This is a genomic window from Curtobacterium sp. VKM Ac-2889, from assembly GCF_015350855.1.
Taxonomy (GTDB): Bacteria; Actinomycetota; Actinomycetes; order Actinomycetales; family Microbacteriaceae; genus Curtobacterium; species Curtobacterium poinsettiae.
The window spans coordinates 569,729-595,445 of sequence record NZ_JADKSC010000002.1 but is presented as its reverse complement, the minus strand read 5'-3'; the positions used below and the strand labels follow the sequence as shown (position 1 = coordinate 595,445).

Sequence of the window (25,717 nt, the reverse complement as noted above, 5' to 3'; positions counted from 1 at the left end):
GGGCGTGTTGCCGACACGACGGCGTCCTGCGTGGCCGTGGTGGTGGGGACTGCGGACGGGAGGCGCGGGGCGGGGCCGCCACGGGCCTCCCGTCCGACGGCTGGTCGCGCTCTCAGGCGCCGCTCGCGGCGCGCGACCCGCTCGCGTGTTCCGGCTAGCGGACGGCGCTGCGGAGCGGAGCCGTCGCGAAGTCGCGCATGCCTGCTTCGAAGTCCACCTCGGCGTGCCAGCCGAGCTCGGCGGCGATGCGTGCCGAACTCGCCGTGACGTGGCGGACGTCGCCCAGTCGGTACTCGCCGGTGACGACCGGCTGCGGGCCGTCGGGTCCGGCGATCGCCGCGGCCATGTCGCCGATGGTGTGCACGGTGCCCGAGCCGACGTTGTACGCGCGGAAGGTGTCCGACGGCAGGTCGGCGGTCGCCGCGATCGAGGCGGCGTTCGCGCCGGCGACGTCGTCGACGTGCACGAAGTCGCGTCGCTGGGCGCCGTCCTCGAAGACACGGGGCGCCTCGCCGCGGGCCAGCGCCGAGCGGAACAGGGACGCGACACCGGCGTAGGGGGTGTTCGCCGGCATGCCCGGTCCGTAGACGTTGTGGTACCGGAGCGCGATTGCTCGGCCGCCCGTGGCACGCGCCCAGCTCGAGGCCAGGTGCTCCTGCGCGACCTTCGTCTGCGCGTACACGTTGCGGGGGTCGAGCGCGGCGGACTCGTCGATCAGGCCGGGCAGCAGGGGCTGAGCGTCGGGCCCGATCGGGTCGAAGCGGCCGGCGTCGAGGTCCTCGCGGCGGCGGGCCGGCGGACGGGTGGGTTCGCCGGACGCGGTGGTGTACGCACCCTCGCCGTAGACGACCATCGAGCTGGCGACGACGAGCCGGCCGATGTCGTGCCGGTCCATGCCGGCGAGGACGTGGGCGGTGCCGGCGTCGTTCGACGAGACGTAGTCGGGGGCGTCCTGGAAGTCCACGCCGAGGCCGACCTTGGCGGCCTGGTGGCACACGACGTCGATGCCGTCGAGCGCAGCGTCGAGGGCGACCCGGTCGCGGACGTCGCCGTGCACGAACACGATGCCCTGCTGCTGGTGGGCGCGGATGACCTCGGCGGGGTCGCCGTGCACGTCGTCGCGCAGGGAGTCGAGGACGCGGACCTCGTGGCCGTCGGCCAGGGCACGACGGACGATCGCGGAGCCGATGAAGCCGGCGCCGCCGGTGACGAGGAGGCGGCTCATGCGGTCGCGCCCGTGGTGGCGGTGGCGGCGGGCTGGGCCTGCGTGGGTGTCGCACCCGTGGGCTGGGTCTGCATGATGCTGGCGCTCGCGCTGGTCGGGACGAGTTCACGCGGGGTGAAGTCGTCGGGGATCGCGGCGACGATCTGACCGATGGCGCGGACGATGACCTCGTTGGCGCGAGCGAGGCGTTCCATGACGAGGGCGTGGGTGACGACGGCGCCGGCGTCGTCGACGTCGGGGCCGCTGGCTGCGGCTGCCGCGTCGGCTGCGGCTTCGTCCTCGGTCGGGGCCAGGCCGGCGTCCGCGTCGGTCACGAACGACAGGTTCACGGTCGCGATGCCGAGTTCCGCGGCGAGCGGCACCTCGGGCGTCATCGTCATGTTGATGGTGTGGCCGCCGGCCTGGCGGAGCCAGACGGACTCGGCGCGGGTGGAGAACCGGGGGCCCTGGATCACGACGCAGGTGCCGGTCGGGCGGAACGGCACGTCGAGTCCGGCGACGGCGTCGATCGCCGCACGGCGGAGCGTCGGGTCGAACGGGTCCGCGAAGGACAGGTGCTGCACGTCGTCCTCGAAGAACGTGTCGGCGCGGCCCCAGGTGCGGTCGATGAGCTGGTCGGTCACGACGAAGGTGCCCGGGGCGTAGTCGGGGTGCAGGCCGCCGACCGCGCTCGAGGACACGATCGCGCGGACGCCGAGCGAGCGGAGCGCCCAGACGTTCGCACGGTGGTTGATGCGGTGCGGGGCGACGGAGTGCTCTCGGCCGTGGCGGGTCAGGAACGCGACCCGTCGTCCGGACATCGTGCCGATGCTGATCGGGCTCGAGGTCGGGCCGAACGGGGTCGGGACGTCGAGCTCGTCGGCGGTGCCCTCCTCGAACAGCTGGTAGAGGCCGGAGCCTCCGATGACACCGATCGTCACGGCTTCGTCGTTCTCCACAGGTCCTCCGGTTGGTCGTCGGCGCGGGCTGCGCGCTGGATACGCTACTGACGGCGCCACCGGGCGAACCGGGAGCGGCGCCACCAACCCCTGTTCGGAGGCACCTGTGCGAACGATCGGTCAGCACCGCGACGACCTGGCGGCGTTGCTCGCGCCGGTGGTGGCGGGCCTCGGAGCAGAAGAACTGCCGCTCGACGAACTCGTCGGCGCGGGCGAGGGCGCCGGTGCGGGTGCTGGGTTCGCACACCGCGTGCTCGCGGCGTCCGTCCAGTCGCCCGTTCCGCTGCCGCCGTTCGACAACAGTCAGATGGACGGGTTCGCCGTGCGGGTCGCCGAGGTCGGGCAGCAGGTCCGGGTCGTCGCCCCGATCCCGGCCGGCGTCGTGCCCGAGCCGCTCGAACCCGGCACGGCCGCGCCGATCATGACCGGAGCGCGGATCCCGATCGGTGCCGACGCGGTGTTCCCGGTCGAGGCGACCGAGCCGGGCGCGTTCCCGGCGGCGCTCGAGCTGCCCCGGGTGACGGTGCCCGCCGACCTGACCGCCGGCACCTTCGTGCGGGGCACCGGCAGCGACCTGCCCACCGGTGCCGAGCTCGCTCCGGCCGGTTCCGCGGTGACGCCGGCGCTGCTCGGGGCACTGGCCTCGGCCGGGGTGACGACCGTCTCGGTTCGCCGAGCGCTGCGGGTCCTCGTCGTGTCGACCGGGTCCGAGCTGCAGGGAGCCGATGCCGACGCGGCGACCATCGGTGACGCGAACGGCATCGCGCTGCGGGCCGCCCTGGCCCAGGTCGGAGCGGACTCCCGGGCCGTCCGGGTGCCCGACCACGTCGCTGCCTTCGACCAGGCACTCGATGCGGCCGTGGGGGACTGGGCCGACCTCGTGCTGACCACCGGGGGCATCAGCGCCGGGGCGTACGAGGTCGTGCGACAGGCGCTCGAACCCCGCGGGCTCGCGGTGACGCCGGTCGCGATGCAGCCCGGTGGGCCGCAGGCGTTCGGCAGCGTCGTGTTCGGTGCGGGCGGGGGCGTCGACGCTCTTGCTGGTCGTGCCGTTCCGGTCGTGTCCTTCCCCGGCAACCCGGTGTCGGCGCTCGTCTCGTTCGAGGTGTTCCTGCGCCCCCTGCTCGCCGCGGCCGTCGGGCTCACGGCGGACCGGCCCACGCAGGTCCTGCCCGCAGCGTCCGCTGCCGGGTCACCCGCAGGCAAGCACCAGGTCCGTCGCGGCCGGGTGCAGGACGGGGCCGTGCACTTCGTCGGTGGGCCGAGTTCGCACCTGCTCGTGCACTACGCCGCCGCCACCCACCTGGTGCACGTCCCCGTCGGCGTCGACACCGTCGAGGTCGGCGACCCCCTGACCGTCTGGAGCCTCCGATGACCGAGCAGTCCCTGTCCGACCCCGGCTCGTCCCGAGCCCAGGCCGACGCCGAGTCCGACGACCTGTCGCACGTCCGCGCCGACGGCAGTGCGCACATGGTCGACGTCTCCGCGAAGGACGTCACCGACCGATCGGCCACCGCCACCGCCACCGTCGTCACCCGCCCAGACGTCGTCGCACGCATCCTCGACGGCTCGCTGCCCAAGGGCGAGGTCGTCGGCACCGCCCGGATCGCCGCGATCATGGCGGTGAAGAAGACCTCCGACCTGATCCCGCTGTGCCACCCGCTGCCCATCGCCGGCGTGCAGGTCGACATCACCGGCTCCGACGACCGCGTGTTGATCGAGGTGTCGGTCCGAACGACCTCCCGCACCGGCGTCGAGATGGAGGCCCTGACCGGGGCGAGCGTCGCCGCGCTGACGGTGTACGACATGGTGAAGGCCGTCGACCGAGCGGCCGTGATCACGGACGTGCGCGTGCTCGAGAAGCACGGCGGACGCTCCGGGGACTGGAGCAACCGATGACCGCCGAGCCGACCAGGGGCCGGGCCGCCGTCGTCGTGGTGTCCACGCAGGCCGCCGCCGACCCCGAACTCGACCGCACCGGACCCGTCATCGCCGACTGGCTGCGCGAGCACGGGTTCACCACGAGCGAACCGATCATCGTCCCCGACGGCGGCGCGATCACCGAGACCGTCACCGCCGAACTCCTGGCCGACGCCCGGGTCGTCATCACCACCGGCGGCACCGGGGTCACCCCCACCGACCGGACCCCCGAGGCCGTGGCGAGCCTGATCGACCTCGAACTGCCCGGCATCACCGAGGAGATCCGTCGGCGCGGCCTCGCGGGTGCCGGCCCGACCGCGCTGCTCACCCGCGGGGTCGCCGGGGTCACGAACGCCGGCTGCCTGCTCGTCACCCTGCCCGGATCGCGCGGTGGGGTGTCCGACGGGCTCGCCGTGCTCGACGGAGTACTCACCCACGTGGTCGCCCAGGTGCACGGCGAGGGCCACGCCCCGCGGAGCGCCTCGTGAGCACCACCGAGTCCGCCGCACGGGTCGTGCTCGCCGACGTCGTCGACCGCGACATCAGTGTCGACGAGGTCGCAGCCGTGGTCGCCACCGAGCATGACGGCGCCGTGGTGACCTTCGCCGGCATCGTCCGAGACCACGACGATGGCAAGGGCGTCACCGCACTCGACTACGAGCGGCACCCCAGTGCCGACGAGGTCATCACCGAGGTCGCCCGGACCATCGCCGAGGACCACCCCGACGTCCGGATCGCCGTGCTGCACCGGGTCGGGGCGCTCGGCATCGGGGACGTCGCGCTCGCCGCAGCGGTGTCGTCGTCGCACCGGGCGCAGGCGTTCGCGGCGTGCGGTGCCCTGGTCGACCTGGTGAAGGAGCGCGTGCCGATCTGGAAGCACCAGCGGTTCACCGACGGGACGGACGAGTGGGTCGCGGCGCTGTGACATCTGCCGAACGGCCGAACGCCGGACTGACAGCGGTGGAACGCCGGTGGGTCGAGTCCGAGGAACGCGCTCGCGCCGTCTCGGCGAAGTCCCCGGGAGCTGTCCTGCAGGTCCGTTGGTTCGTCCTGGCGACCGTGCTGGTGTTGGTGGTGCTCGGCGTCGGGGCGATCGTCCTGCCCACCGGCTCCGACGCGCGCTTCGCCCTCTCGGCGGCGGTCGCCGCACTGGGCTTCGTGGCCGGTATCAGTGAGGCCGTGCAGGTCGGCATCCGCCGGAGACGGAACGGGGTGGCAGCTCGTCCTGCGCCGGTGCTCGCGCCGTTGCAGCAACGCGAACAGCGCGCGGTGACCGCGGCTGCGACCGGGCGGCGCGCTGCCCCCGCCGATCGGTTGATGATCGTGCGGGCTCGAGCCGTCGAACTGGCCGACGGCACCGGCCTCCAGCTGACCGTGGGACTCGTCGCCGTGTGGGCGGCGTTCGCGTTCTCCGGCGTCACGTTCTGGCCCGTCTACCTGGCGGGTGGCATCGCCGCCGCGGGGCAGTTCGCATGGACGGCACGGTCCGCGGTGCTCGCACGCCGGTACCTCGACGCTGACCCTGTGCACCTTCGCAACCACGACGCTCGTTCGGGGAATGGTGAGACTCCAAGCGGATCCATAGAATCGCGAACATGAGCGTCTTGCTGCCCGGGATCACCGTCATCCTGCTGGTCTTCGCCCTGATCGACATCCTGACGAAGACGGATGACCAGATCCGCGGCCTTCCGAAGATCGCGTGGGTGATCCTCGTGATCCTGGTCCCCGTCGTCGGCAGCATCGTCTGGTTCGCCATCGGCCACGACTGGGCTCCGGGCGAACGGAACCACGGTCGCTACATCGAGCCGACCCGCCACGAGGACCGCTACGCCACCCTCGGCGACGCCCGCAGTGCCCACGGCACGAAGCGCGTGACCGGCACCGAGCAGGAGCTCGCCGAGCTCGAGCGCGAGATCGAGTACTGGGAAGCGCAGGCCCGCTTGAAGCGCGCGAAGGAAGCCGCGGGCGAGGGCGATACCGCTCCCGCGAGCTGAGCCGGGCCTCCAGGCCGACGCACCGTGCGCGGTCCGTCGCCTGGTGCGAGGTTGCGCGCTCCGTGTGCCGCTACAAGCTCGCACCGAGCGGGCCACCTCGCACCACTCGAGCAAGCGCGCACCGTGCGACCAGAGCCGGTCGGCCAACCGCTCCAACCACCCGCCCCGCACCCACCACCCCGCCGCGCCACCTACCCTTGACGCGTGGCACATCTCCTCGGCGCCGAGAACCTGCATCTCGAGTTCCCCACCAAGGTCGTCTTCGACAACGTCACCCTCGGCATCGACGAGGGTGACCGGATCGGCGTCGTCGGCCGGAACGGCGACGGCAAGTCGACCCTCCTCGCACTGCTGTCCCAGCGCCTCGAGCCGGACGGCGGCCGCGTCACGCACCGCCGCGGGCTGACCATCGGCTACCTGGACCAGCGCGACATCCTGCCCGAGGGAGCGACCGTCGGCAGCACCGTCGTCGGCGACCTCGAGGAGCACGAGTGGGCCGGTGACCCGAAGATCCGCGACATCATCGGCGGTCTGGTCTCCGACATCCCGTGGGACGTCAGCGTCGACGAGCTGTCCGGTGGGCAGCGTCGCCGTGTGGCACTCGCGCGGCTGCTGGTCGGCGACTGGGACGTGTTGTTCCTGGACGAGCCGACCAACCACCTGGACGTCGAGGGCATCGAGTGGCTCGCCGGGCACATCAACCGCCGCTGGTCGTCGAACCAGGGTGGCATGGTCGTCGTGACCCACGACCGGTGGTTCCTCGACGCCGTGTCGACCGACACGTGGGAGGTCCACGACGGCGTCGTCGACCCCTTCGAAGGTGGCTACGCCGCGTACATCCTGCAGCGCGTCGAGCGTGACCGGCAGGCGGCCACGATCGAGCAGCGCCGCCAGAACCTGGCCCGCAAGGAGCTCGCGTGGCTCCGCCGCGGTGCCCCGGCCCGCACGAGCAAGCCGAAGTTCCGCATCGACGCGGCGAACGCCCTGATCGACGACGTCCCGCCGATCCGCGACACCGTCGCCCTGTCCCGCACCGCGACCGCGCGCCTCGGCAAGGACGTCGTCGACCTGCTCGACGTGAGCGTCTCGTTCGACGGCACGCAGATCCTCGACCGCATCGAGTGGCGTATCGCACCGGGGGAGCGGACCGGCATCCTCGGCCCGAACGGCGCCGGCAAGTCGACGCTGCTCAACCTGGTCTCCGGCCGGCTGCAGCCGACGAGCGGTCGGGTGAAGACCGGCAAGACGGTGCAGGTCGCGGTGCTCGACCAGCAGCTCGCCGACCTGCAGCAGTTCGCCGACGACCGTGTGCGCGAGGTCGTGGCCCGCAAGAAGACGAGCTACGTCGCCGACGGCAAGGAGATGACGCCGTCGCAGCTGCTCGAGCGGCTCGGCTTCACCTCGGAGCAGCTCTCCACGCCCGTCAAGGACCTGTCCGGTGGGCAGAAGCGGCGCCTGCAGCTCATGCTCATCCTGCTCGACGAGCCGAACGTGCTCATCCTCGACGAGCCCACGAACGACCTCGACACCGACATGCTCGCCGCCATGGAGGACCTGCTCGACACCTGGCCCGGCACCCTGCTGGTCGTCAGCCACGACCGGTACCTGCTCGAGCGCGTCACCGACCAGCAGTACGCCGTGCTCGGCGGGCACCTGCGCCACCTGCCCGGCGGCGTGGACGAGTACATGCGTCTGCGCGAGGCCGGCACCGGTGGCGGGACCGCCTCTGCGGCTGCCGCCGCGTCTGCCGGGAGGCCCGACACCGTCGGCGGGACCGGTTCGGCCGGTGCCGTGGCCGGGTCCACTGCCGCTGGTGCGTCCGCCCTGTCGGGCGCGGACCGGCGAACGGCCGAGAAGGAGATGTCGGCGCTCGACCGGAAGATCGCGAAGGTCGGCGCGGACCGCAAGAAGCTGCTCGACCAGTTCGCGACGCACGACCAGTCCGACTACGCCGGGCTCGGCGAACTGCAGTCGAAGCTCGGTGCGCTCGAGGCCGAGGTCGAGCAGCTCGAGGAGCGCTGGCTCGAGGTCGCGGAGCTGCTCGGGGTCTGAGCCGGGCTACTCGACGGACGCGGGGTCGACCGCGTCCTGGCTTGCGTCCGTCGGTGTCGCGTCCTCGGGCGCCCCACCGCCGGGGTTCGCCACGACCTCCCACAGGTGCCCGTCCGGGTCCTGGAAGAAGCCAGACCACATGCCCCACGGTCGCGTGTACGGCGGCTCGAGCATCGTGGCGCCGGCTGCCTGCGCCCGCTCGAGGAACGCCTCGGCCTCGGCCTGACTGCTCGTGAAGTGCCCGATCGTGCTGCTCGGTGCCGTGGCCAGCTGCACGCCGGAGTCCTTCGCCATGTCGTCACGCGCGTAGACGCTGACGATCAGCCCGTCGTCGAGGGTGAACATCGCCGTGGTGCCGCCGGCCTGCGCCTCGGTGGCCGGGTACTCGGTGCCGATGACGCCACTGCCCTCGATGCCGAGCAGCGCGCGGTAGAACTCGGCCGATCGAGCGACGTCGGCGACGGCGAGGGTGATGGCGTGCATGCGCCGCACGCTACGCCGGGTCCGCTCGGCCCGTGTGACGCTGTCGGTCAGTCCCCGAGGCCCAGGATGAGTCGGCGGAGCAGCCCGGCCAACTGGCCCTGCTCGTCGGCGGAGACCCCGGACAGGATGTCCCGCTCGGCGGCCAGCAGGTCCGCGATCGCCGCGTCCACCGCCACCCGGCCCTGGCTCGTCAGCGAGACGAGGATGCCGCGGCCGTCCTTCGGGTCGGTCCGTCGGCCCACGAACCCCCGTGCCGCCAGACGGTCCACCCGGTTCGTCATCGTGCCGCTCGACACCAGGGTCTGCTGCAGCAGGGTCTTCGGGCTCAGCTCGTAGGGCTCACCCGCTCGCCGCAGGGCCGACAGAACGTCGAACTCCCACGGCTCCATGTCGCTTGCGTCGAACGCCGTCCGCCGGGCACGGTCCAGGTGCCGGGCGAGCCGGTCCACGCGGGACAGCACCTCGAGCGGGCCGAAGTCGAGGTCGGCACGCTCACGACCCCACGCCGCGACGATGCGATCGACCTCGTCCTCATGCGGCATCCCTCCATCTTGGCCGAACCCGGAGCGGACAGCCAGCCTCGTGGGTCGTGGGAAGATGGAGGAGCACCCCCGGGTGCGTTCCGCCTTGGTGTAATGGCAGCACGACGGCCTTTGGTGCCGTTAGGTCCGGGTTCGAATCCTGGAGGCGGAGCGGAGATTGCGCGGGGTTGCCCTTCCCGATCGAGGTCGTCACTATAGTGATGCATGCGTCACGATAGTGACAGTGGTGCTTCGAGGTCAGGAGGGCATCGTGCAGCTGCAGAGCCCATTCGCGGCGTTGTCGAGCGGACTCGATGGTGACGTCTTGATGGTGCTGAGCGGTTTGTCGGACCGACCGTTCACGGTGTCCGCGATCCAGCGGCTCGTGCCGGGCAACCGTTCTCGGAACGGCGTGAAGAAGGTGCTTGACCGTCTGACGGAGCAGGGCATCGTTGTGTTCGACGACATCGGCGGCGTGAGCACGTACGCGCTCAACCGAGACCATCTCCTCGCGTCGGCGGTCCTCGAGGTGGCCGGAGCTCGTACCCGCTTCCTCGACAGGGTCCGCGGGGAGATCGCATCGATTCCGGTCCGCTACGCAGCGTTGTTCGGCTCGGCCGCGCGAGGTGCGATGCGACCGGACAGCGACATCGATCTGTTCTTCGCCGTGGATGCCGTTTCGCGGACGGAAGCTGAGGACCGCATCTACGACCTCACCGTTGCCGTTCATCGGTGGACCGGCAACCAGGTGAACCCCATCGTGTACGACGTCTCGGGGGTCACCTTCGATGACCCGCTCATCGGTTCCATCGCGAGTGAGGGCATTCCCCTCGTGGAAGACCGCCGATGGCTCCAAGCCCACCTCAGGAAGGCCGCACGTTGACTCCACCGAAACTGCCGTCGACCACTGACGGCGACGGCGCTTTCATGCGCGGTCGGCTCGAGAAGGCCAAGGGCTTCCTCGAGTCAGCCGAGACACTGTTCGAGTTCGGTGCCGAGGACGGGATCCTGAGTCCGACGTCTCCTCATGCCAACTCCTTCGTCGACCTGTGCGTCGACGCAGGGATCGCCGCGGCAGATGCCATCTGCATCGGCAAGACCGGAAGGTACAGCAGTGGGGCGAGCCACAACGACGGCGTCTCGATCCTGCGGGATGCGACGGACCGGCCGATCGCGAAGCACCTCGAGACGCTCGTTCGGGTCAAGAACAAGGCGGCCTACAGTGCGAGGTCAGTGGACGCATCGGACATCCACAATGCCGGTGCGGCCGCCCGCGCACTCGTTGCCGTCGCGGAGGATCTGGTCTGACAGCTCACCGTTCGATGCGGAACCAAAAGCAGCTTCCCTGTGGAGTGATATCGCTGTGAAGGTATAGTACTCGTGGGACGGCACTCGTCGCCCCACGAGCAGAGGACCACCCATGGCGACCACGCCGCACCACCGCCCACGCGTCCTGATCACCGGCGCGAGCATCGCCGGCCCCGCGCTGGCGTGGGGACTCGACCGATCGGGCTTCGACGTCACGCTGCTCGAGCGGTCACCGGAGCAGCGAACCACCGGCCAGAACATCGACGTCCGGGGGCTCGGGCGCGAGGTCCTCGAGCGCATGGGTCTCCGCGACACCGTGATGCAGCACCTCACCGGCGAAGCGGGCACCCGGTACGTGGACGAGCACGGCACCCCGTACGCCACGTTCCCGAAGACCGAGGGCCAGGACGGTCCGACTGCCGAGATCGAGATCCTGAGGGGCACGTTCGCCGGGATCCTCGTCGATGCGCTGCCGGACACGATCGACCGCCGCTACGGGGACTTCATCGCGGGCGCCGAGCAGGACGGCACCGGGGTGAACGTCCGCTACGACAGCGGCGCTCCGGAGCGGTTCGACCTGGTCGTCGTCGCCGAGGGCCGCAGCTCGCGCACCCGTCGGATCCTGTTCGCCGACGAGACGGAGTACCGCGACCACGGCGTCAGCATCGCCTACGGCACGCTCGACCGGATCGGCAGCGACACCGACCACTGGGACTGGTACACGGCGCCGCGTGGACGTGTCGCGTCGATCCGACCCGACAACGAGGGGACGATCCGGGCGAGTGTGTCGTTCGAGTCGGAGCCGATGGGCTTCGAGCAGCTCCCCGTCGACGTGCAGCTGCGGATCCTGCGCGAGCGCTTCCGGGGCGCAGGGTGGCAGACGGAGCGGATCCTCGACGGGTTCGGCGAGCGGTCCGACGAGTTCTACACGCAGCGGATGGAACAGGTCGTGGTGTCGCGATGGAGCAAAGGTCGGATCGCCCTGCTCGGTGACGCGGCCTGGGGCTCCGGGCCGACCGGCATGGGCACGACGCTGTCACTGGTCGGCGCGCACATCCTGGCCGGAGAGCTCGCACGGACGGTCGAGCCGGCCGTGGGCGCTGATCACGGGTACTCGATCCCGGACGCCTTCGCGCGCTACGAGGAGATGCTCCGCGGGTACGCCGACAGCGCCCAGGGGCTTCCCCCTGGCGGTGCGCGCCTGCTGCACCCGTCGTCGAAGGCGGGCGTCCGCGCGGTGCGGGCGGCGCTCCGGGTGGCGTCTTTCGGTCCGGTCCGCGGCTTCGCCCAGAAGTACCTGCTGACGAGCGAGAAGCACGTCCCCGTCCTGCCGCACTACCCGACACTGCAAGGGGCCCTGAAGGCGGCAGAATCGATCGCATGACCGACCTGCGCTCCCAGACCCTCGAGGCGCTCCGCCACTACGCCGTCCGGTACCAGGAGTCGGCGCTCCACTTCGCAGCATGGATGGAGCTGCCGACCTCGGACGGCGTCGCGCTGGGGGAGATCCTCTGGGCGGAGACCGAGGGCGAGCCGATGACGGGCACGCGGCTCGCCCGGAGGATCGGGATGACCTCGGGTGCGGCGAACGCGTTGGTCAACCGACTGGAGGAGCGTGGGTTGATCATGCGGAGCCGCGAGAGCGCGGACCGTCGGGTCGTCACTCTCCGCGTCACCGAGCTCACCCGGGAACGCAGCAGTGCGTTCCTCGGGTCACGTGCCGCGGAGCTCGACGAGGCGATCGGTTCGTACGACGACGACACGTTGACGGTGGTGCGCGACTTCCTGTTCCGCTTCGCCGCAGTCCTGCCGCAAGACGACACCGCTCCGTCGAAGCACTGACGGAACCGACCCGGTCAGCCGCTCGTCACCACGAACTCGGCGCGTAGTCCTTCAGGAAGACGCCGAACACGTCCTCGCCCGCTTCACCCCGGACGATCGGGTCGTAGACACGGGCTGCCCCGTCGACCAGGTCGAGCGGCGCGTGGAAGCCCTCTTCGGCGAGCCGGACCTTCGTGGGGTGCGGCCGCTCGTCGGTGATCCAGCCGGTGTCGACGCTCGTCATCAGGATGTTGTCGGTCTCGAACATCTCCTGCGCGCTCGTGCGGGTGAGCATGTTCACGGCGGCCTTCGCCATGTTCGTGTGCGGGTGACCCGGCCCCTTGTAGGCGCGGCCGAACACCCCTTCCATGGCGCTGACGTTCACCACGTAGGTGCGGCGTCCCGTGCTGGCGGCCATCGCGGGGCGGAGCTTCGAGATCAGGATGAACGGCGCCGTGGTGTTGGCCAGCTGGACCTCGAGCATCTCGAGCGGGTCGACCTCGTCGACCTGCTGGGTCCACGAGTTCTCGTCGTGCAGGTCGGGGACCAGGCCACCGGCGTCGATCGCGGTGCCCAGGGCGAGCCGCTCGAGCGAGCTCGAGCCCGGGGCCATGGCCTGTTCGGTCAGCTCGTCGGCACGGGCTGCGGCGGCCGCGAGGATCGGGTGCGCGGCAACTGAACGGGCGAGCGCCAGCGGGTGCTGGTCGTTCGTGTGCCCGAAGGTCACGAGTTCGGGCAGCGGTCCGTCGGGCAGCGGCGCGAGTTCCGCGTCGACGAGCGGCTGGTAGGCGCCGGTCGACCGGCGCACGGTCTGCGTGGCGTTGTTGATCAGGATGTCGAGGGGGCCGGAGGCGGCCACGTCCTCGGCGAGCCCGATCACCTGGGCGGGGTCGCGCAGGTCGATGCCGACGACCTTCAGACGGTCCATCCAGTCGGCGGAGTCGGGCAGGCTCGCGAACCGGCGCACCGCGTCGCGGGGGAACCGCGTGGTGATGGTGGTGTGGGCCCCGTCGCGCAGCAGCCGGAGCGCGATGTACATGCCGATCTTCGCGCGGCCACCGGTGAGCAGCGCCCGCTTGCCGGTCAGGTCCGTCCGGGCGTCGCGCTTCGCGTGGCTCATGCGGGCGCACGCCGGGCAGAGCTGGTGGTAGAACGCGTCGACGACCGTGTAGTGCTGCTTGCACATGTAGCAGGGGCGCGACTTCAGCAGCGTGCCCGCGGTGGTCGACGCGGTCGAGGCGCTGATCGGGACGCCGCGGGTCTCGTCGTCGATCCGGTCGGCGGCCCCGGTGGCGGTGGCGGCGATCACCCGGCGGTCGGCCTCGGCGATGACGCCGCGCTTCTCGAGCCGGTGCGCACGCTTGACGGCCTTGAACATCTTCGCCGTGGCCTGGCGGACCCGGATGAAGTCCGGGTGCGTCTCGTCGATCGACGGCAGCTGCTCGAGCACCCGGAGCGCGACGGTCAGGTCGTCGGGGTCGATGCCGCTGGGTTCGGGGTGCTCGGAGCTCACACGCGATCCTACGTCGGGAGGCAGCGCCGATCAGACGAGCTGCCGCTCCATGCACACGCTCGTCGGGTCGTCGACGTACGGGCCGAACCGGGGGATGTCCGCGTACCCGGCCTTCCGGTACAGCGCGATCGCCGCGGCCTGCGGCAGACCGGTCTCGAGCCGGACGGTGCCGATGCCGACCGCGCGGGCACGGTCGTGCAGGGCGTCGAGCAGCCGCGTCCCCACGCCGAGCCCACGCGCGGCGTCGCTCACGAACATGCGCTTGACCTCGCCGGTGCCGTCGCCGGCGTCGACGAGCGCCACCGTGCCGAGGGCGGTGCCGTCCTCGCGCGCCACCAGGAACGTGACGTCGGGCTGGTCCAGGTCGTCGACGTCGAGGGCGTGGTAGTTCTCGGCCGCGTACAGGCTCAGTCCGTAGTCGTCACCCTGCTGCAGCAGGTGCAGGACGTCGTCCTGCCGGGGGCTCTCGATCCGCACGGTCAGCACCGTCACACAGTAGCGAGGACGACGAGAACAGTGAGCGGACGAGGCCCCGGCCGACGGCGATCATGCGAGGAGTCCCTCGCTGACCGCCCACAGCCGCCTGGCATCGTCGGCGTCGAGCATCGCCGAGTTCGCGTCCGACGGGATGCGGTCCGCGGTCAGGGGCAGGACCCGGTCGTCGATCACGGCGACGTCGCTGTCCTTCAGGTAGACCCCGCCGACGCCGTCGAGCAGCGGGCTCGCGGCACCGAACACGAGTGTCGCTGCGCCCTGCTCGACGGTCTTCTTGCCGACCTCGGGGTCGATGACGGTCACCCCGTGGTCGTCGACCAGTCCCTGCTCCCGGTACGAAGCGATCTGCGAGGCGTCGTGCGGGCCGGGTCCGATGATGACGCCCGGGTGCGCGGCGAAGGCACGGATGCCTTGGCCGGCGTACCGGCGGTCGAGCTCCACCGTGAGCAGGACGTTGGCGCGCTTCGACTGGCCGTACGCGGTGACCGGGTCATACCCGTGTGCGAACGTCAGGTCGTCCCACCGGATCTGCCCGAACCGCGCCGCGCCGGAGGTGACGGTCAGGACCCGCGCACCACGGGCCTCCAGGAGGGCGGGGAGGAGCGCCCGCGTGAGCTGGAAGTGCCCGAGGTGCGTCGTCGAGAACGCCAGTTCGTTGCCGCGGCCGTCGAGCCGGCGGTCCGGGGTGAAGAGCATCGCGGCACTGTTCACGAGCATGTGCAGCGGGCGGCCGGAGGTCGACCAGCGCGCGGCGAAGGCGTCGACCGACGACGGGGCCGTGAGGTCGAGGGCCTCGACGTGGATGCCCGGGATGTCGGCGACGGCTGCGGATGCCCGGTCGACGTCACGGCAGGCGACGGTGACGTCGGCGCCGGCCGCCGCGAGGGCGCGGCTGGTCTCGCGGCCGAGGCGGCTGTGGCCGCCGGTCACGACGACGTTCCGGCCGGTCAGGTCGACGCCGTGCAGGACGTCGGCGGCGGTGGACGCGGCGGTGAAGCCGCTGGGCAGGGGGTGCTGGTCGGTGATCACGAGTGGTGCTCCTTCGATTCGATGCGGCCGACGGCGGTGGCAGGGCCGACGGCGTCGGCGATCGCCGACCACGCGTCGGGGTCGAGGCCGAGCGCGGTCCGGAGGAACGCCGTCGTGGTCTGGCGGACGAGGTCCACACGCTCGGGGCTCTCGTCCGTGGTGGCGGTCGACTCGTAGTCCTGGATCCCGCCGAGCAGGTGCTCGCCGCCGTGGAGTGTCACCAGGTGCCGCGCGCCGGGGCTCAGGTGGTAGACGTCGGTGAACCAGTCCGGGCCTCGCGTCGAGAGCTGGGACTGGTCGTGGTCGCCGGCGACGACGAGTGACGGGGTGTGCAGCTGGCTGAAGTCGGGGCTCATGAACGCGAAGTGCTCCTGCGCGAACGGCACGAGGTCGCCGCGCGCGATCCCGGTGGTGGACAGCAGGACCCCGGCGCGCACGCGGTGGTCGGTGCGGTCCTCGCCCGGCTGTCCGTCGGCGTCCAGGACGCGGGCCCCGAGCAGCATGCCCACGGACTGTCCGCCCCACGAGTGTCCGACCGCGGCGATGCGTGCGGTGTCGACGCGCCCGCTCAGGCCGGGGACCGCGTCGACGATCTGGTCGAGGTCGTCGAGCACGCGCTCGAGGTCGTCGACCCGCGTCCGCCAGATGGTCGGGTAGCGCGGGTCGTCGAGCGTCAGCCCGTAGGACTTCGCGTCGAGGAACGTCGGTTGGACGACGACGAAGCCGTTCGCGGTCCAGTGGTCGACCAGGGGGTCGCCACCGGTCATGGACTGGCCGAAGCCGTGGGCGAAGACGATGACGGGCAGGTCCGTGCCGGGTGTCGGTGCGGTGATCCGGACCTCGAGGTCCTGACCGCGCGCGGGTGCGGGAAGCGCGACGGGGCGCACGCTGATGACCTGTGGTCGGGGTGCTGTGGGTGCCATGTGGGCCTTTCCGGGATGCCGTGTCGCCCGCGGACGGAGCGACTGTCGTCCGAAACGGAGCGACGTTCCGGAACGATACGGAACAACGATCCGGATTACAAGGCGAAGGGGAGCACTGTTCCGCATTGCGTCGGTGTCGTGCGATGATCGAGGCATGAGCACCCCGTCGACCGACCCCGCGCCGCGTCGCCGTCGCGACGTGGAGCGCAACGAGCGCACGATCCTCGACGCCGCTGCCGGGGTCTTCGCCGCCTCGGGCGTCGGTGCACCGGTGCGCGAGGTCGCCACCGCCGCTGGGGTCGGAGTGGGCACGCTCTACCGGCACTTCCCGACCCGTTCGGACCTGGTCGTCGCCGTCTACCGGCACCAGATCGAGGCCCTGGTCGACGCGGGGCCGGCGCTGCTCGGCTCGGAGCCGACACCGTTCGCCGCCCTGCTGCGCTGGGTGCACCAGTTCGTCGACTTCCTCGGCACCAAGCACGGTCTGGCGCGCGTCTGGGAGGGCGACGCCGACGGCTTCACGGCGCTGCACACCCTGTTCGTCGACGAGCTCGTGCCCGTGCTCGGCCGACTGCTCGACGCCGCGCGGGCGTCCGGCGAGGTGGCCGCACCGACCCCGCCGTACCAGCTGCTCCGGGCCGTCGGTGACCTGGTGGCGTGGAGTCCCCAGGACCCCGACTACGACGTCCGGACGATCGTGACCCTCCTGGTCACCGGGCTGCGGCAGGCGCAGCCGACGGTGACCGACAGCGCGTAGCCGGCCACGTGCACCGGTCGCGACCGGCACCGGACTGGAGGCGCGGTGCGGGCCCGTCACGGGCCTCCCGTCCGGCATCGTGACCGTCTCGGGCCGTACCAGCGCCGTCGGAGCGCCCCGCTCAGCGTCGGCCCGGCTCCGCGGGGTCGTGCTCGGTGTCCTCGTGCTCCGGCAGCACGTCGACGTCGGTGACCGTGTACCCGAGGGGCACCTGGCCCAGCGCGAGCAGGAGCGCCGTCCGCCGGTCGTCGTGCTCGGTCTCGATCACCCGCCGCTCGGTCGGCACGACGACGAGCCGGACCCGGTGCGTCACGGGTGCCCCCACGCTGCGGTGCCGCGCAGGCGTCGCCCGGTGCGCTGACCACGTCGCCGACGCAGCAGCAGGTGCCGCACCGCGAGCAGGTGCGGGAACTCGACGAGCATCCCGACCACGATCGCCGTGGTGACCAGGGGCTGGTGGGGGAGCGCGGCGCTCGTCAGCCCGATCATCAGGGGCGCGTTGCGGGCCGCCGTCGTCATCGCGAGCAGTGCTGTCCTCGGGTACGACAGGGCGGCGAGGCGTGACGCGGACTCGGCGGCGACGTACATGACGGCGAAGAACACCACTGCGCACCCCAGCACGGCGACGAACACCGGCAGGTTCGCCAGCAGCAGCCGGATGTGCGAGGCGAAGAGGCCGGCGACCATCGCCCCGACGATCCACGGGATCGCCCGGCCGGGCAGCGCCGCGGCGCGGGCTCGAGTGCCGGTCGGCAGCAGTGCGGTGCCGAGGCGGATCGCCACGGCGATCGCGACGGGCAGGACGAACCACTGCAGCAGGGTGCCGACGGTTCCCACGGCATCGATGCCGGCGTTGCCGCCGAGGACCGTGATCCACACCGGGAACAGGAGCAGCTGGGTGACCATGTTGATCGGCAGCAGGGTCGCGCCCACGGCGGTGTCACCGTCGCTCAGGCGGGTGAACGCCAGGAACCAGTCGGTGCAGGGCGCCAGGAAGTACAGCATCACGCCGAGTTGGACGGCCGGGTGGCCGGGCAGGGCCACGCGGGTCAGCAGGAAGGCGACGAGCGGGGCGAGCAGGAAGTTCATGCTCCAGGCGATGCCGATGACCTTCCACGCGCCCGGTGTCCGGGGCAGGCGGTGGAGCGGGACGTCGACGAACAGGGCGACGACCAGGGTGATCACCAGCAGGTCCACCACGGAGCCCATGGCGTCACCGCTCGACGGCGAGACGCCGCCGATCACCGACCCGAGCAGGATGGCACCGCCGACGATCGCGGGGGTGGCCCAGAGTCGTGCACCGGCGGGGCGGGCGGGCCGCTGTGCCGGCATCAGCACGCGCATTCGACACCGCAGCAGCTCAGGTCGTCGGTGAGCATCCCGGCGTCGTCCCACTCCTGCAGCGCACCGCAGTCACGTCCGGCCCGTTCGCCGATGACGCGGGCGACGTGGGCGAACCGCTGCCGGAACTTGTACACGAAGCAGAACTGCAGCCCACCGTGCCGGAGCGCTGTGCCGGCCAGGAAGAGCCCGGGCGTGGTGGTCGACTCGTCGTCCTCGGTGAGCAGCGGCCACCCGTCCGCGCGGGTGTCGAACAGGCTCGCGGCCGGCCCGAGCCCCGGGCCGTACCCGGTGGCGAGGATCGGTGGTGCGTCCGCCACCAGGGCCGTTCGTCCGGCGACCCCGACGGAGAAACCGTCGCCGGACCGCTTGATGCCGGTGACCTGGCCGTCGTCGACCAGGGTGAGGCGTCCGCTGGCCCGCGCGACGGCGAGCCGCTGGCGGGTCCGCGGGGCGAGTCGGAACGAGGGGTCCGATCCGCTGCCGGCGTCCCAGGGGTGGGACGGGTCGACGACCGTCACCGTCGCCCCCTGTTCGACGTGATGGCACGCCAGGTCGATGCCGGACTCGAACCCGCCCACGACCACCACGTGCCCGGGCCGTGCCACCCAGGCTGCCTCGGCGGAGGCGTGCACTCCGAGCGACGTACCGGCGCAGCGGGGCAGGGTCGGGTCCGAGAACTCGCCGCCGGCCCAGACCACGTTCCGGGCGACGACGGGGCCGCGGCTGGTGGCCACGCGGAAGCCGTCGTCGTCCGGCTCGATGTGCTCGACCTCGGTGTCCGGCAGGGTCGGCAGGTGGAAGGCGGCGACGACGCCACGCAGGTACCGGGCGTACTCCGGCCCCGACGGGTAGTCCGTCGCCAGGCTGTAGGCGGGTGAGGTGCGCGGGTGGACCGCGTTGAGGTCGGTGGCCCCGAACCCGTTGCCGGTGAAGGACGGTGTCAGGAACCGCTGGTGCTCCGGCCATCGCTGGAACGTGTCCCCGACGACGCCGCGGTCGACGACGCCGAACAGCAGGCCGTCGACGGCGTGGAGCGCCAGGCCGGTGCCGATGCCGGCCGGTCCGGCTCCGACCACGAGGGCATCGAGGGTCTCGGTGGGGTGTGGTGCTGGCATGGGGTCGGTCTTCCCAGCAGCTGTGGCTGCGTCGGTGGAACGGCCACCGTGCTGTGACCGATGCGCACCATCTTAGTGAGAACCGTTATCAACATGCCATCGTGGCATCAGCCGACCGGCGACGAGTACAGCACCGCCAGGGCCGCCACCAGCCCGACGACCACGATGCCGAGGTCGAGGACGGCCAGGGTGACGAGTCGGGCCCGTTTCGGCCGGACGGCGGCTCGCACCACGACCATCGTCACGAGCAACAGGGCCACGAGCACCAGGGCGGGCCAGCCGATCGCCGGCGCCCGGATCGCCATGAGCACCATCACGGCGGCGACGATCACGGCCGTGACGGCGCCCCACACGAGCCAGTTCGAGCCCGAGGCCGTGCGGAGCGCGGGCTGGTCGCCGACGCGGGTGGGATCGGGGCGGCGGGGCTGTTCGTCGGACACGAGCCGGACGGTACGCGGCGGACCCTGCCCGTGCCCGCAGCCGCTCGGACACGAGCGGCGGCGCATACCACTCGGCCACGAGAGGATGGGGTGTGCACACCGCCGCGACCATCCTCGACGCCGTCGTCGCCCACGTCGACGCGACGGGGTTCGCCGCACACGGCATCCACGTGCGCACGCGGACCGGGGCGACGGACACCGACGACGTCGCCGAGCACCGCTGGACCCCCGACGTCCGACGCGAGGTCCACTCCGTCGCCAAGGGCGTCTGCGTCCTGGCCGCCGGCATCGCCGCCGACGACGGCCTGGTCGACGTCGACGAACCGATCGCCAGGTACCTGACCGGCACCGGCCTCGCCCTCGGCGACGGCGTCGACCGGGTCACCCTCCGCCACCTGCTCACCATGACCAGCGGGATCGACATGCCCTGGTCGGCGACCGAGCTGACGGACTGGCCGGACCTGGCTGCCGAGTTCCTGCGGCGACCGTCCCGCGGCCGGGTGTTCCAGTACGCGAACGCCAGCACCTACACGGCGATGCGCGTGCTCGAGACCCGGGTCGGCGACGTCGGTGCGTTCGTCTCCGAGCGGCTGTTCGCGCCGCTCGGCATCCAGGACGTCGATTGGCAACGCTGCCCGAACGGGTTCGTCGCCGGCGGTGAGGGGCTGGCGCTCCGCACCGAGGAACTCGCCCGCATCGGACGCCTGATCCGCGACGGCGGGATCATCGACGGACAGCGGATCGTCAGCGCGCGGTGGTGCGACGCGATGCACACCGACTGGGTGGAGCGCGAGGGCACCGGCCCCGGCTACGAGCGGTACGCCATGGCCGGGTGGGGTGGCCCCGGGCGGCTCTGGCGGCTGCACGGTGCGTACGGCCAGATGCTCCTGTTCGACCAGACCGAGGGCGACACCGGCACCGGCACCGTCGTCACCGTCACCGCCGACGACCACCCCGGCGCCGACGCGCTCGCCGCCTTCGTCGCCGACGAGCTGTCCCGGCAGGTCCCCCGCCCCTAGCGGTTCCGACGACCCGACCTGCACGTCCGAGCTCGCCCGGCGTGGGAGGATCGGTCAGTGCAGCAGCAACCCGTCGCGATCATCATCGCGGCCATGAGCGAAGAGGTCTCGGCCTTCGCCGACCTCTTCGGCGGTGTCCCCGTGCTCGACGGCCCCGTCGGTGGCCACGACCCGCACCAGCTGCTCGACATCGGCGGCGCCACGGTCGTCGTGCGCCGCAGCGGCATCGGCTTCACGAACGCCACGGCCGCGGTCGCCCACGGCTTCCACGACTTCGGTCCGGGCATCCCGGTGATCAGCGTCGGGACCGCCGGCGGGCTCATGCACGGTGTCGCCATCGGTGACGTCCTGGTCGGCGACCGGTACGTCAACCTCAACGCCGACGCCACGGCGTTCGGCTACGCCCTGGGCCAGGTCCCCGGCATGCCGACCGGCTACGCGCCGGACGCCCGGCTCGTCGAGCTCGCCATGGGGGCCGACATCGCGTGGCCACTGCGGTCGGCGACGATCGGGTCCAGCGAGGTCTTCGTCACCGAGGGCCGCGCCCGCACTCTCCGGGTCGCGTTCCCCGAGGTGGCCGCGGTCGACATGGAGTCGGCGGCGATCGCGCAGTTCGCCCACGTGCACGACATGCCGTTCGTGTCGGTCCGGTGCATCAGCGACCTCTGCGCGCCGGACGGTGCCGAGTTCCGTGAGCACCTGGACGACGCCGCGGCGCGCGCAGCGCGCGTGGTCCACGACCTGGTGCTCGGCCTGCGTTCCTGAGTCCGCCCGCGCGCTCCCTCAGCGCTCGATGACGCGCCACTCGCTGACGAACGTCGTGACGTCCTTCTCGTTCAGGTCTCGTTCCACGGTCTCGAGGAGCCGTTCGGCCTGATCCGCGTCTCCGGCTCGCGTCCGGAGGACCTCCGCGCCGTCGTCACGACGGCGGACGACCAGGTCGAAGCTCGGCAGGAAGTCCTCACCGGCACCGCCCATCGCGGCCAGGGCCAATGCCGCCGTGGTCCGGGCCAGACGCTTGAACGAGCTCTGCCGGGAGTCCTCCAGGGCCACCTGCAGGACCTCGCCGGCCCGAGTGCCGCCGCTCACGCGACGACTCCCACGGCACGGAGGCGTCGGACGGCGAGCCGGTCAGCAGCTCCGGGCGCTGCGCCGAGGGCGTGCGACGCGACCGTGACGTCGCCGTGACGGAGCAGGCAGACGCCGGCGTCCCGTGTCTGCCCGCTGTGCCAGATCAGCCCGTCGCGGTGCTCCCACGCCAGGAAGTCCGGCTCGATGCGTCCGATCCCCACGCCGAACCGCAGGAGGTCGGACATGGTCGACCAGATCCCGCCGGCCGGTGCGTAGGGACCTGATCCGATGGTCCAGGGTTCACGGGGGCGGCCCCGCCACGATCGGAGCAGCGTTCGTCGGTCGGGTGCCGGGTCGAGGGTGGCGCTGGTGATGCCGAGCGGAGCGAGGACCGTCCGCTCGACGACCGTGGACCATCTTTCCTGCGCGACGTGCTCGAGCAGCCGACCGAGCACCGCGTAGCCGAGGTTGGAGTAGTCCCGCTCACCCGGTGTCGTCGGGGTCTGGCGCAGCGCGCGCGTGATGTCCGCCTCGGACACGTCCGCGTACGGATCGCCGACGACCCCGGCCGACATGCCCTGGTGCACCCGGGGCAGGCCCGAGCGGTGTCGGATCAAGTCGTCGACCGTGTAGGTGGCGTCGTCGGGGACGTCCGGCAACAGGTCCCGGGCGGGGGTGTCCCGTGGGATGTCCCGTTCAGCGAGGAGGACGAGCACGGCGGCGGCGGTCACGGTCTTCGTGACGCTCGCCCACTCCACTAGCGCGTCCGCTTCGTAGTGATCTCCGAGGTCGGCGGTGACGTCGCCCCCTGCGTCGATGATCACGGCTCGGTTCGCAGCGGTCACGCTCGTACTCCTGATCTGGTCGTGTCGGGAACTGGTGTCGAACCCCGCACCCCGCTGGGGCCGAAGCGGAGCGGTCCGATGGATGAACGCGCTCGGACGAGCACGCGCTCGACGTGCCCACTCACGAAGACCAGGTCGCAGGCAACCATGATCGCAGCGAAGGCGGTCAAGCCCATGAAGAACGCGATGCTCAGGTGGAACGCGGTCATCATGAGCACGGCCGGGAGACGGCCTCGTCGGAAGATGATCAGCACCGGGAAGGCGATCGAGCTGAGGACGGTTCCGTACGCACCCAGGACGAGCAGCGTGTCGGAGGCGAAGAGCAGCTCCGTGACCCCCGGGAAGTAGAAGTCAGGCACTCGGAGGATCGAGTAGAGCGCCGTCCCGTCCTGCCAGAGCGGGCCCTGCACCTTGTAGAGGCCGGACATCAGGTAGACGACGCAGATCTGACCGGCGATGAGCAGGAGACCGGTGTTGTGCAGGGTCGAACGGACGAGTCCGGGTGTGCTGACCCGCGGCCGGATGTGCACGCCCAGTCGGGAAGTGCACTCGGTGAGCACCAGTGCGGGGACGACGATCATCTGCAGGTTGTCTCCCCCGTCCAGCAGCGCCGGGTTCTGGCCGTAGGTGGACCAGAGGAGCACGTAGTGGACCGCGATCGCCCAGCGGCCGCCGAAGCCGATGGTCACAGCGGCCGCGGCGAGGATCGCAGCGTGGAAGACGACCTCGAAGTACACCGGCGAGTCGGACAGCGAGTAGAGGTTGAAGGTGCCGAGCTCCCGCGTCGTCGCGGCGACGGCAGCGCTCCCGTAGACGCCGTCCGGCCCGAAGAAGAGGTGCCGTTGGCCGTAGTCGCGGAGGTAGTAGACGAGTGCCAGCACGCCGACGACGATCCGGAGGACGGCGAGGGCAGTGGCTGCTCGTGGAGCCGCGGTCATCCAGACGGTCAGTTGGACGAGTGCTCCTCGGATCGCGCTCACAGCTGCGTCCATCCCGAGTCGAAGTACGTCACGTCTCCTGTTGCGCTGAGGTCCCGCCTGCTCGACCAACCGGGGAGAACGTGGAACACGTAACGCAGCTCGACCGCGCGGACCGCATCGCCGCCGCAGGCGTCCGGTCGGACACCGACGCTGTACCTCGCGAGCATCATCTGAGCACGCTCCTGCGCCTCGGTCTCTTCAGCGGTTATCTCCTCCGCGGTCGTGGAGTCGAGGACACGCTCGTCTCCCTCGGCGCGGATGTCCTTGAGGATCGGGTCTTCCTTGAACCGTTCGAGGATCCCGTTCCCGATGATGCGGGACTCCCTGCTGGGGAAGACGCGCTGCCGTTGCAGCGCCGTGATCACCTCGGTCGTGACGTCTTCGAACTTGGTCTCTGATCCGTCCTCGCAGCGGAAGCGTGCGGCGAACCCACGTTCCTCGCTGAGGGGGTCCGGCGCGAACAGGCTCCAGTTCTGCGGGAAGTGGGGCAGCATGACGGTGCTCACCGGACCGGCGAACCGGAACGTCAGCGGGGTGGTCGGTCCGGCGAGCAAGAGCGCAGAGCCGACGAAGAGTGTGACCACTCCGAGGCTCAGCGCGACCGCAGCACCGCGCAGGCGGCGGCGCACAGGGCGGTTCTCCGGCTGATCGAGGTCAGTTGGCATTGGGGGTCTCCTTGGGGAGGCCGGGCGGCGAGCTCCATGCTCACCGCCCGGCGACTGCTCAACGGTCGAAGTACGCGTCCTGCAGTGCACTCGCGTCGGCGTTCACGGGCGTCGAGGCGAGGAAGCCGAGTCCCTGGAGGAACGACCCCTGACGTGCTGCCTGCGAGACCGCCTGCGGAGCCTTGGCAGCGGTGAACCCTCGCGCGAGTGCGGTGGCGACGGCGACCGGCGCAGCAGGCTGAGCACTGCTCTTGGCTGGCGTGCCGACCGACGCAGCCTGCGCGACGACCGACCGTTCTGCGGTGTCTGCCGCGGTTGCTGCTGAGGTTCCGATCGATCCCGCACCGATCACCACGGCCACGGCAACTCCTCCGAGGAGGACCCTGCGATTCTTGTTCTTCATCTCCGAGCTTTCCCTTCCGCCGTTTATCAGCGGTTCGAGCTCGGGGTGCCCACGCACGTGCACATGCTGCTTGCCCCCCAAGCAATGTACGGATTTTCAGAAAACATCCGAATGAACCGTAATCTAGCCATGCGCTGCACCAGAGGGCAAGAGGCAGATCGTCACTTGTTCAAACGGGAGCGACGATCGCGATGAGCGTGAGGAGGGGGACGATCCGCTCGGCGGGGATCGCGTAGCGAGACCGTCCCGCGGGCACGAGCCATCCGGCATCTGCCAAGAGGTGCACGTGGTGGTAGATCTGTCCCGTGGTACCCATGCCCGGTGCTGCGGCGAGGTCTGCGACGCGGTCCTCGCCGTTGTGCACGAGTTGGAGGATCCGGAGCCGGAGCGGATGGCCGAGTGCCGCCATGCCCGGTGCGAGGGAGTCCCACTGCAGCGCTTCCAGATCGCCAACCGCGGACCCGACCTGCCACTCCGTCTGGCGGTTGTCAGAGGTCGGCACCAGGCCGGCGTACACGACGGACGGCGATTCCGCCCGACGGAGCCCGTCGAGCACCCAGAACGTGGACGCGGTGTCGTCGTCACCCCGCCGGTCGGTTGCCAACGCCTCGAGCGCTGTCAGCCGTTCGTTGATGGCCGCGAGTGACGTCGCGACGTCGGGTGTCTCGCCGGTCATGAGGGGATCCTAGTTCGGCGTGGACGAGCACCCCGGTGCCGGAGGGGCGCGATCCGGCTCTCGGCACGACCGGTATTGCGTTCCACGGACGTTCCAGGGCGGATCGCGAACTCGGCTCCGAGGCCCTCGCTAGCCTCCATTTCGGGGGGCCGAGGAACCACGGTTAATCACACAGGGAGA

General features: G+C 71.3%; 32 protein-coding genes, 1 tRNA gene and 1 pseudogene. 16 read left to right on the top strand and 18 right to left on the bottom strand.

Features of this window, described 5'->3' with window-relative positions:
- Nucleotides 1-154: 154 nt before the first annotated feature.
- Together ITJ50_RS08610 and ITJ50_RS08605 are read right to left on the bottom strand one after the other, a co-directional pair.
- A complete protein-coding gene (locus ITJ50_RS08610; protein ID WP_194590309.1) occupies nucleotides 155-1,225 on the bottom strand; it encodes an NAD-dependent epimerase/dehydratase family protein in 1,071 nt (356 codons plus the stop codon).
- Complete coding sequence (locus ITJ50_RS08605) at nucleotides 1,222-2,163, bottom strand: MTAP family purine nucleoside phosphorylase (RefSeq protein ID WP_042537808.1); 942 nt, start codon at nucleotides 2,161-2,163, stop codon at nucleotides 1,222-1,224. Before ITJ50_RS08605 ends, ITJ50_RS08610 begins: the two co-directional genes overlap by 4 nt.
- A gap of 106 nt (nucleotides 2,164-2,269) precedes the next feature.
- On the opposite strand from ITJ50_RS08605, the gene ITJ50_RS08600 reads away from it, so the two are divergent.
- The 8 genes and pseudogenes from ITJ50_RS08600 (at nucleotide 2,270) to ITJ50_RS08570 (ending at nucleotide 8,129) form a co-directional block, all read left to right on the top strand.
- On the top strand, nucleotides 2,270-3,538 hold the full coding sequence (locus ITJ50_RS08600; RefSeq protein WP_323749894.1) for a molybdopterin molybdotransferase MoeA: 1,269 nt from the start codon (nucleotides 2,270-2,272) through the stop codon (nucleotides 3,536-3,538).
- On the top strand, nucleotides 3,535-4,062 hold the full coding sequence (gene moaC / locus ITJ50_RS08595) for a cyclic pyranopterin monophosphate synthase MoaC (protein WP_194590307.1): 528 nt from the start codon (nucleotides 3,535-3,537) through the stop codon (nucleotides 4,060-4,062). Before ITJ50_RS08600 ends, moaC begins: the two co-directional genes overlap by 4 nt.
- On the top strand, nucleotides 4,059-4,571 hold the full coding sequence (locus tag ITJ50_RS08590; RefSeq protein WP_194590306.1) for a MogA/MoaB family molybdenum cofactor biosynthesis protein: 513 nt from the start codon (nucleotides 4,059-4,061) through the stop codon (nucleotides 4,569-4,571). Before moaC ends, ITJ50_RS08590 begins: the two co-directional genes overlap by 4 nt.
- Nucleotides 4,568-5,008: a molybdenum cofactor biosynthesis protein MoaE gene (locus tag ITJ50_RS08585; protein ID WP_194590305.1), complete on the top strand. Its 441-nt coding sequence runs from the start codon at nucleotides 4,568-4,570 to the stop codon at nucleotides 5,006-5,008. The genes ITJ50_RS08590 and ITJ50_RS08585 overlap by 4 nt, the downstream gene beginning before the upstream one ends.
- Nucleotides 5,005-5,682: a hypothetical protein gene (locus ITJ50_RS08580; RefSeq protein WP_139179725.1), complete on the top strand. Its 678-nt coding sequence runs from the start codon at nucleotides 5,005-5,007 to the stop codon at nucleotides 5,680-5,682. Before ITJ50_RS08585 ends, ITJ50_RS08580 begins: the two co-directional genes overlap by 4 nt.
- Entirely contained in the window at nucleotides 5,679-6,077 is a 399-nt protein-coding gene (locus ITJ50_RS08575) for a PLDc N-terminal domain-containing protein (RefSeq protein ID WP_017886167.1), read from the top strand. Before ITJ50_RS08580 ends, ITJ50_RS08575 begins: the two co-directional genes overlap by 4 nt.
- 204 nt (nucleotides 6,078-6,281) lie before the next feature.
- Nucleotides 6,282-6,750 (top strand): annotated as a pseudogene (locus ITJ50_RS17995) (ATP-binding cassette domain-containing protein); the annotation flags it as partial.
- A 56-nt stretch (nucleotides 6,751-6,806) separates the two neighbouring features.
- Nucleotides 6,807-8,129: an ABC-F family ATP-binding cassette domain-containing protein gene (locus ITJ50_RS08570; protein ID WP_411910164.1), complete on the top strand. Its 1,323-nt coding sequence runs from the start codon at nucleotides 6,807-6,809 to the stop codon at nucleotides 8,127-8,129.
- Between the two features lie 6 nt (nucleotides 8,130-8,135).
- On the opposite strand, the gene ITJ50_RS08565 is transcribed toward ITJ50_RS08570, so the two are convergent.
- Nucleotides 8,136-8,612: a VOC family protein gene (locus tag ITJ50_RS08565; protein ID WP_194590304.1), complete on the bottom strand. Its 477-nt coding sequence runs from the start codon at nucleotides 8,610-8,612 to the stop codon at nucleotides 8,136-8,138.
- Nucleotides 8,613-8,659: 47 nt separating this feature from the next.
- A complete protein-coding gene (locus tag ITJ50_RS08560; RefSeq protein ID WP_017886164.1) occupies nucleotides 8,660-9,154 on the bottom strand; it encodes a MarR family winged helix-turn-helix transcriptional regulator in 495 nt (164 codons plus the stop codon).
- Between the two features lie 79 nt (nucleotides 9,155-9,233).
- On the opposite strand from ITJ50_RS08560, the gene ITJ50_RS08555 reads away from it, so the two are divergent.
- The 5 genes from ITJ50_RS08555 to ITJ50_RS08535 all read left to right on the top strand — a co-directional run bounded on the left by ITJ50_RS08555 (nucleotide 9,234) and on the right by ITJ50_RS08535 (nucleotide 12,283).
- Nucleotides 9,234-9,305: transfer RNA gene (locus ITJ50_RS08555), tRNA-Gln, on the top strand.
- Between the two features lie 99 nt (nucleotides 9,306-9,404).
- Nucleotides 9,405-10,016: a nucleotidyltransferase family protein gene (locus ITJ50_RS08550; protein WP_194590303.1), complete on the top strand. Its 612-nt coding sequence runs from the start codon at nucleotides 9,405-9,407 to the stop codon at nucleotides 10,014-10,016.
- 44 nt (nucleotides 10,017-10,060) lie between these two features.
- A complete protein-coding gene (locus tag ITJ50_RS08545) occupies nucleotides 10,061-10,441 on the top strand; it encodes a hypothetical protein (protein ID WP_042537795.1) in 381 nt (126 codons plus the stop codon).
- Between the two features lie 112 nt (nucleotides 10,442-10,553).
- Entirely contained in the window at nucleotides 10,554-11,825 is a 1,272-nt protein-coding gene (locus tag ITJ50_RS08540; RefSeq protein WP_194590302.1) for an FAD-dependent monooxygenase, read from the top strand.
- Nucleotides 11,822-12,283 carry a MarR family winged helix-turn-helix transcriptional regulator gene (locus ITJ50_RS08535; RefSeq protein WP_205123965.1) on the top strand — a complete coding sequence of 154 codons (462 nt, stop codon included), beginning with the start codon at nucleotides 11,822-11,824 and terminating at the stop codon, nucleotides 12,281-12,283. The genes ITJ50_RS08540 and ITJ50_RS08535 overlap by 4 nt, the downstream gene beginning before the upstream one ends.
- 25 nt (nucleotides 12,284-12,308) lie before the next feature.
- Here ITJ50_RS08535 and ITJ50_RS08530 read toward each other — a convergent pair whose 3' ends face one another.
- Genes ITJ50_RS08530 through ITJ50_RS08515 form a run of 4 tightly spaced genes read right to left on the bottom strand, consistent with a single transcriptional unit; the run spans nucleotide 12,309 to nucleotide 16,222 of the window.
- Nucleotides 12,309-13,775: an SDR family oxidoreductase gene (locus ITJ50_RS08530; RefSeq protein WP_017886157.1), complete on the bottom strand. Its 1,467-nt coding sequence runs from the start codon at nucleotides 13,773-13,775 to the stop codon at nucleotides 12,309-12,311.
- 30 nt (nucleotides 13,776-13,805) lie between these two features.
- Complete coding sequence (locus ITJ50_RS08525) at nucleotides 13,806-14,261, bottom strand: GNAT family N-acetyltransferase (protein WP_240048629.1); 456 nt, start codon at nucleotides 14,259-14,261, stop codon at nucleotides 13,806-13,808.
- 60 nt (nucleotides 14,262-14,321) lie between these two features.
- Nucleotides 14,322-15,299 (bottom strand): SDR family NAD(P)-dependent oxidoreductase, encoded by a 978-nt coding sequence (locus tag ITJ50_RS08520; RefSeq protein WP_140448375.1) that lies wholly within the window; start codon nucleotides 15,297-15,299, stop codon nucleotides 14,322-14,324.
- A complete protein-coding gene (locus ITJ50_RS08515; RefSeq protein ID WP_071251558.1) occupies nucleotides 15,296-16,222 on the bottom strand; it encodes an alpha/beta hydrolase family protein in 927 nt (308 codons plus the stop codon). The genes ITJ50_RS08520 and ITJ50_RS08515 overlap by 4 nt, the downstream gene beginning before the upstream one ends.
- A gap of 154 nt (nucleotides 16,223-16,376) precedes the next feature.
- Between ITJ50_RS08515 and ITJ50_RS08510 the strand changes: the two genes are divergently transcribed.
- Nucleotides 16,377-16,979, top strand: a complete 603-nt coding sequence (locus tag ITJ50_RS08510) for a TetR/AcrR family transcriptional regulator (RefSeq protein WP_017886153.1) — start codon at nucleotides 16,377-16,379, stop codon at nucleotides 16,977-16,979.
- A 121-nt stretch (nucleotides 16,980-17,100) separates the two neighbouring features.
- Here the strand turns inward: ITJ50_RS08510 and ITJ50_RS08505 are convergent, their stop codons facing one another.
- From ITJ50_RS08505 to ITJ50_RS08490, 4 genes are all read right to left on the bottom strand, one after another.
- A complete protein-coding gene (locus ITJ50_RS08505) occupies nucleotides 17,101-17,292 on the bottom strand; it encodes a hypothetical protein (protein ID WP_017886152.1) in 192 nt (63 codons plus the stop codon).
- On the bottom strand, nucleotides 17,289-18,311 hold the full coding sequence (locus ITJ50_RS08500; RefSeq protein WP_194590301.1) for an arsenic resistance protein: 1,023 nt from the start codon (nucleotides 18,309-18,311) through the stop codon (nucleotides 17,289-17,291). Before ITJ50_RS08500 ends, ITJ50_RS08505 begins: the two co-directional genes overlap by 4 nt.
- Nucleotides 18,311-19,438: an NAD(P)/FAD-dependent oxidoreductase gene (locus ITJ50_RS08495; RefSeq protein WP_194590300.1), complete on the bottom strand. Its 1,128-nt coding sequence runs from the start codon at nucleotides 19,436-19,438 to the stop codon at nucleotides 18,311-18,313. The genes ITJ50_RS08500 and ITJ50_RS08495 overlap by 1 nt, the downstream gene beginning before the upstream one ends.
- Nucleotides 19,439-19,545: 107 nt before the next feature.
- Nucleotides 19,546-19,878 (bottom strand): hypothetical protein, encoded by a 333-nt coding sequence (locus ITJ50_RS08490; RefSeq protein WP_194590299.1) that lies wholly within the window; start codon nucleotides 19,876-19,878, stop codon nucleotides 19,546-19,548.
- A 92-nt stretch (nucleotides 19,879-19,970) separates the two neighbouring features.
- Here ITJ50_RS08490 and ITJ50_RS08485 point away from each other — a divergent pair, with 92 nt between their 5' ends.
- On the top strand, nucleotides 19,971-20,897 hold the full coding sequence (locus ITJ50_RS08485) for a serine hydrolase domain-containing protein (protein WP_194590298.1): 927 nt from the start codon (nucleotides 19,971-19,973) through the stop codon (nucleotides 20,895-20,897).
- Between the two features lie 57 nt (nucleotides 20,898-20,954).
- Nucleotides 20,955-21,662, top strand: coding sequence for a 5'-methylthioadenosine/S-adenosylhomocysteine nucleosidase (mtnN, locus tag ITJ50_RS08480; RefSeq protein ID WP_082509451.1), 708 nt, complete (start codon nucleotides 20,955-20,957; stop codon nucleotides 21,660-21,662).
- Between the two features lie 18 nt (nucleotides 21,663-21,680).
- Here the strand turns inward: mtnN and ITJ50_RS08475 are convergent, their stop codons facing one another.
- The 6 genes from ITJ50_RS08475 to ITJ50_RS08450 form a co-directional block, all read right to left on the bottom strand.
- The gene (locus ITJ50_RS08475; protein WP_042537783.1) at nucleotides 21,681-21,986 is read right to left on the bottom strand and encodes a hypothetical protein; all 306 of its coding nucleotides are present in this window, start codon (nucleotides 21,984-21,986) and stop codon (nucleotides 21,681-21,683) included.
- On the bottom strand, nucleotides 21,983-22,813 hold the full coding sequence (locus ITJ50_RS08470) for a serine hydrolase domain-containing protein (RefSeq protein ID WP_071251561.1): 831 nt from the start codon (nucleotides 22,811-22,813) through the stop codon (nucleotides 21,983-21,985). Before ITJ50_RS08470 ends, ITJ50_RS08475 begins: the two co-directional genes overlap by 4 nt.
- On the bottom strand, nucleotides 22,810-23,793 hold the full coding sequence (locus tag ITJ50_RS08465) for an HTTM domain-containing protein (RefSeq protein ID WP_194590297.1): 984 nt from the start codon (nucleotides 23,791-23,793) through the stop codon (nucleotides 22,810-22,812). Before ITJ50_RS08465 ends, ITJ50_RS08470 begins: the two co-directional genes overlap by 4 nt.
- Nucleotides 23,790-24,458: a DUF5819 family protein gene (locus ITJ50_RS08460; protein ID WP_156155286.1), complete on the bottom strand. Its 669-nt coding sequence runs from the start codon at nucleotides 24,456-24,458 to the stop codon at nucleotides 23,790-23,792. The genes ITJ50_RS08465 and ITJ50_RS08460 overlap by 4 nt, the downstream gene beginning before the upstream one ends.
- A gap of 58 nt (nucleotides 24,459-24,516) precedes the next feature.
- Nucleotides 24,517-24,918, bottom strand: a complete 402-nt coding sequence (locus ITJ50_RS08455) for a hypothetical protein (protein ID WP_194590296.1) — start codon at nucleotides 24,916-24,918, stop codon at nucleotides 24,517-24,519.
- Between the two features lie 112 nt (nucleotides 24,919-25,030).
- Nucleotides 25,031-25,537: an ArsR/SmtB family transcription factor gene (locus ITJ50_RS08450; protein ID WP_052481672.1), complete on the bottom strand. Its 507-nt coding sequence runs from the start codon at nucleotides 25,535-25,537 to the stop codon at nucleotides 25,031-25,033.
- Nucleotides 25,538-25,717 lie beyond the last annotated feature (180 nt).

Coding starts and splice junctions, on each gene's coding strand:
- ITJ50_RS08450 (WP_052481672.1), bottom strand. CDS start 25,537: ATGACCGGCGAGACACCCGACGTCGCGACGTCACTCGCGGCCATCAAC.
- ITJ50_RS08495 (WP_194590300.1), bottom strand. CDS start 19,438: ATGCCAGCACCACACCCCACCGAGACCCTCGATGCCCTCGTGGTCGGA.
- ITJ50_RS08510 (WP_017886153.1), top strand. CDS start 16,377: ATGAGCACCCCGTCGACCGACCCCGCGCCGCGTCGCCGTCGCGACGTG.
- ITJ50_RS08515 (WP_071251558.1), bottom strand. CDS start 16,222: ATGGCACCCACAGCACCCCGACCACAGGTCATCAGCGTGCGCCCCGTC.
- moaC (WP_194590307.1), top strand. CDS start 3,535: ATGACCGAGCAGTCCCTGTCCGACCCCGGCTCGTCCCGAGCCCAGGCC.
- ITJ50_RS08540 (WP_194590302.1), top strand. CDS start 10,554: ATGGCGACCACGCCGCACCACCGCCCACGCGTCCTGATCACCGGCGCG.
- ITJ50_RS08570 (WP_411910164.1), top strand. CDS start 6,807: ATGGTCGTCGTGACCCACGACCGGTGGTTCCTCGACGCCGTGTCGACC.
- ITJ50_RS08460 (WP_156155286.1), bottom strand. CDS start 24,458: ATGCCAACTGACCTCGATCAGCCGGAGAACCGCCCTGTGCGCCGCCGC.
- ITJ50_RS08565 (WP_194590304.1), bottom strand. CDS start 8,612: ATGCACGCCATCACCCTCGCCGTCGCCGACGTCGCTCGATCGGCCGAG.
- ITJ50_RS08545 (WP_042537795.1), top strand. CDS start 10,061: ATGCGCGGTCGGCTCGAGAAGGCCAAGGGCTTCCTCGAGTCAGCCGAG.
- ITJ50_RS08535 (WP_205123965.1), top strand. CDS start 11,822: ATGACCGACCTGCGCTCCCAGACCCTCGAGGCGCTCCGCCACTACGCC.
- ITJ50_RS08575 (WP_017886167.1), top strand. CDS start 5,679: ATGAGCGTCTTGCTGCCCGGGATCACCGTCATCCTGCTGGTCTTCGCC.
- ITJ50_RS08560 (WP_017886164.1), bottom strand. CDS start 9,154: ATGCCGCATGAGGACGAGGTCGATCGCATCGTCGCGGCGTGGGGTCGT.
- ITJ50_RS08610 (WP_194590309.1), bottom strand. CDS start 1,225: ATGAGCCGCCTCCTCGTCACCGGCGGCGCCGGCTTCATCGGCTCCGCG.
- ITJ50_RS08500 (WP_194590301.1), bottom strand. CDS start 18,311: ATGCCGGCACAGCGGCCCGCCCGCCCCGCCGGTGCACGACTCTGGGCC.
- ITJ50_RS08590 (WP_194590306.1), top strand. CDS start 4,059: ATGACCGCCGAGCCGACCAGGGGCCGGGCCGCCGTCGTCGTGGTGTCC.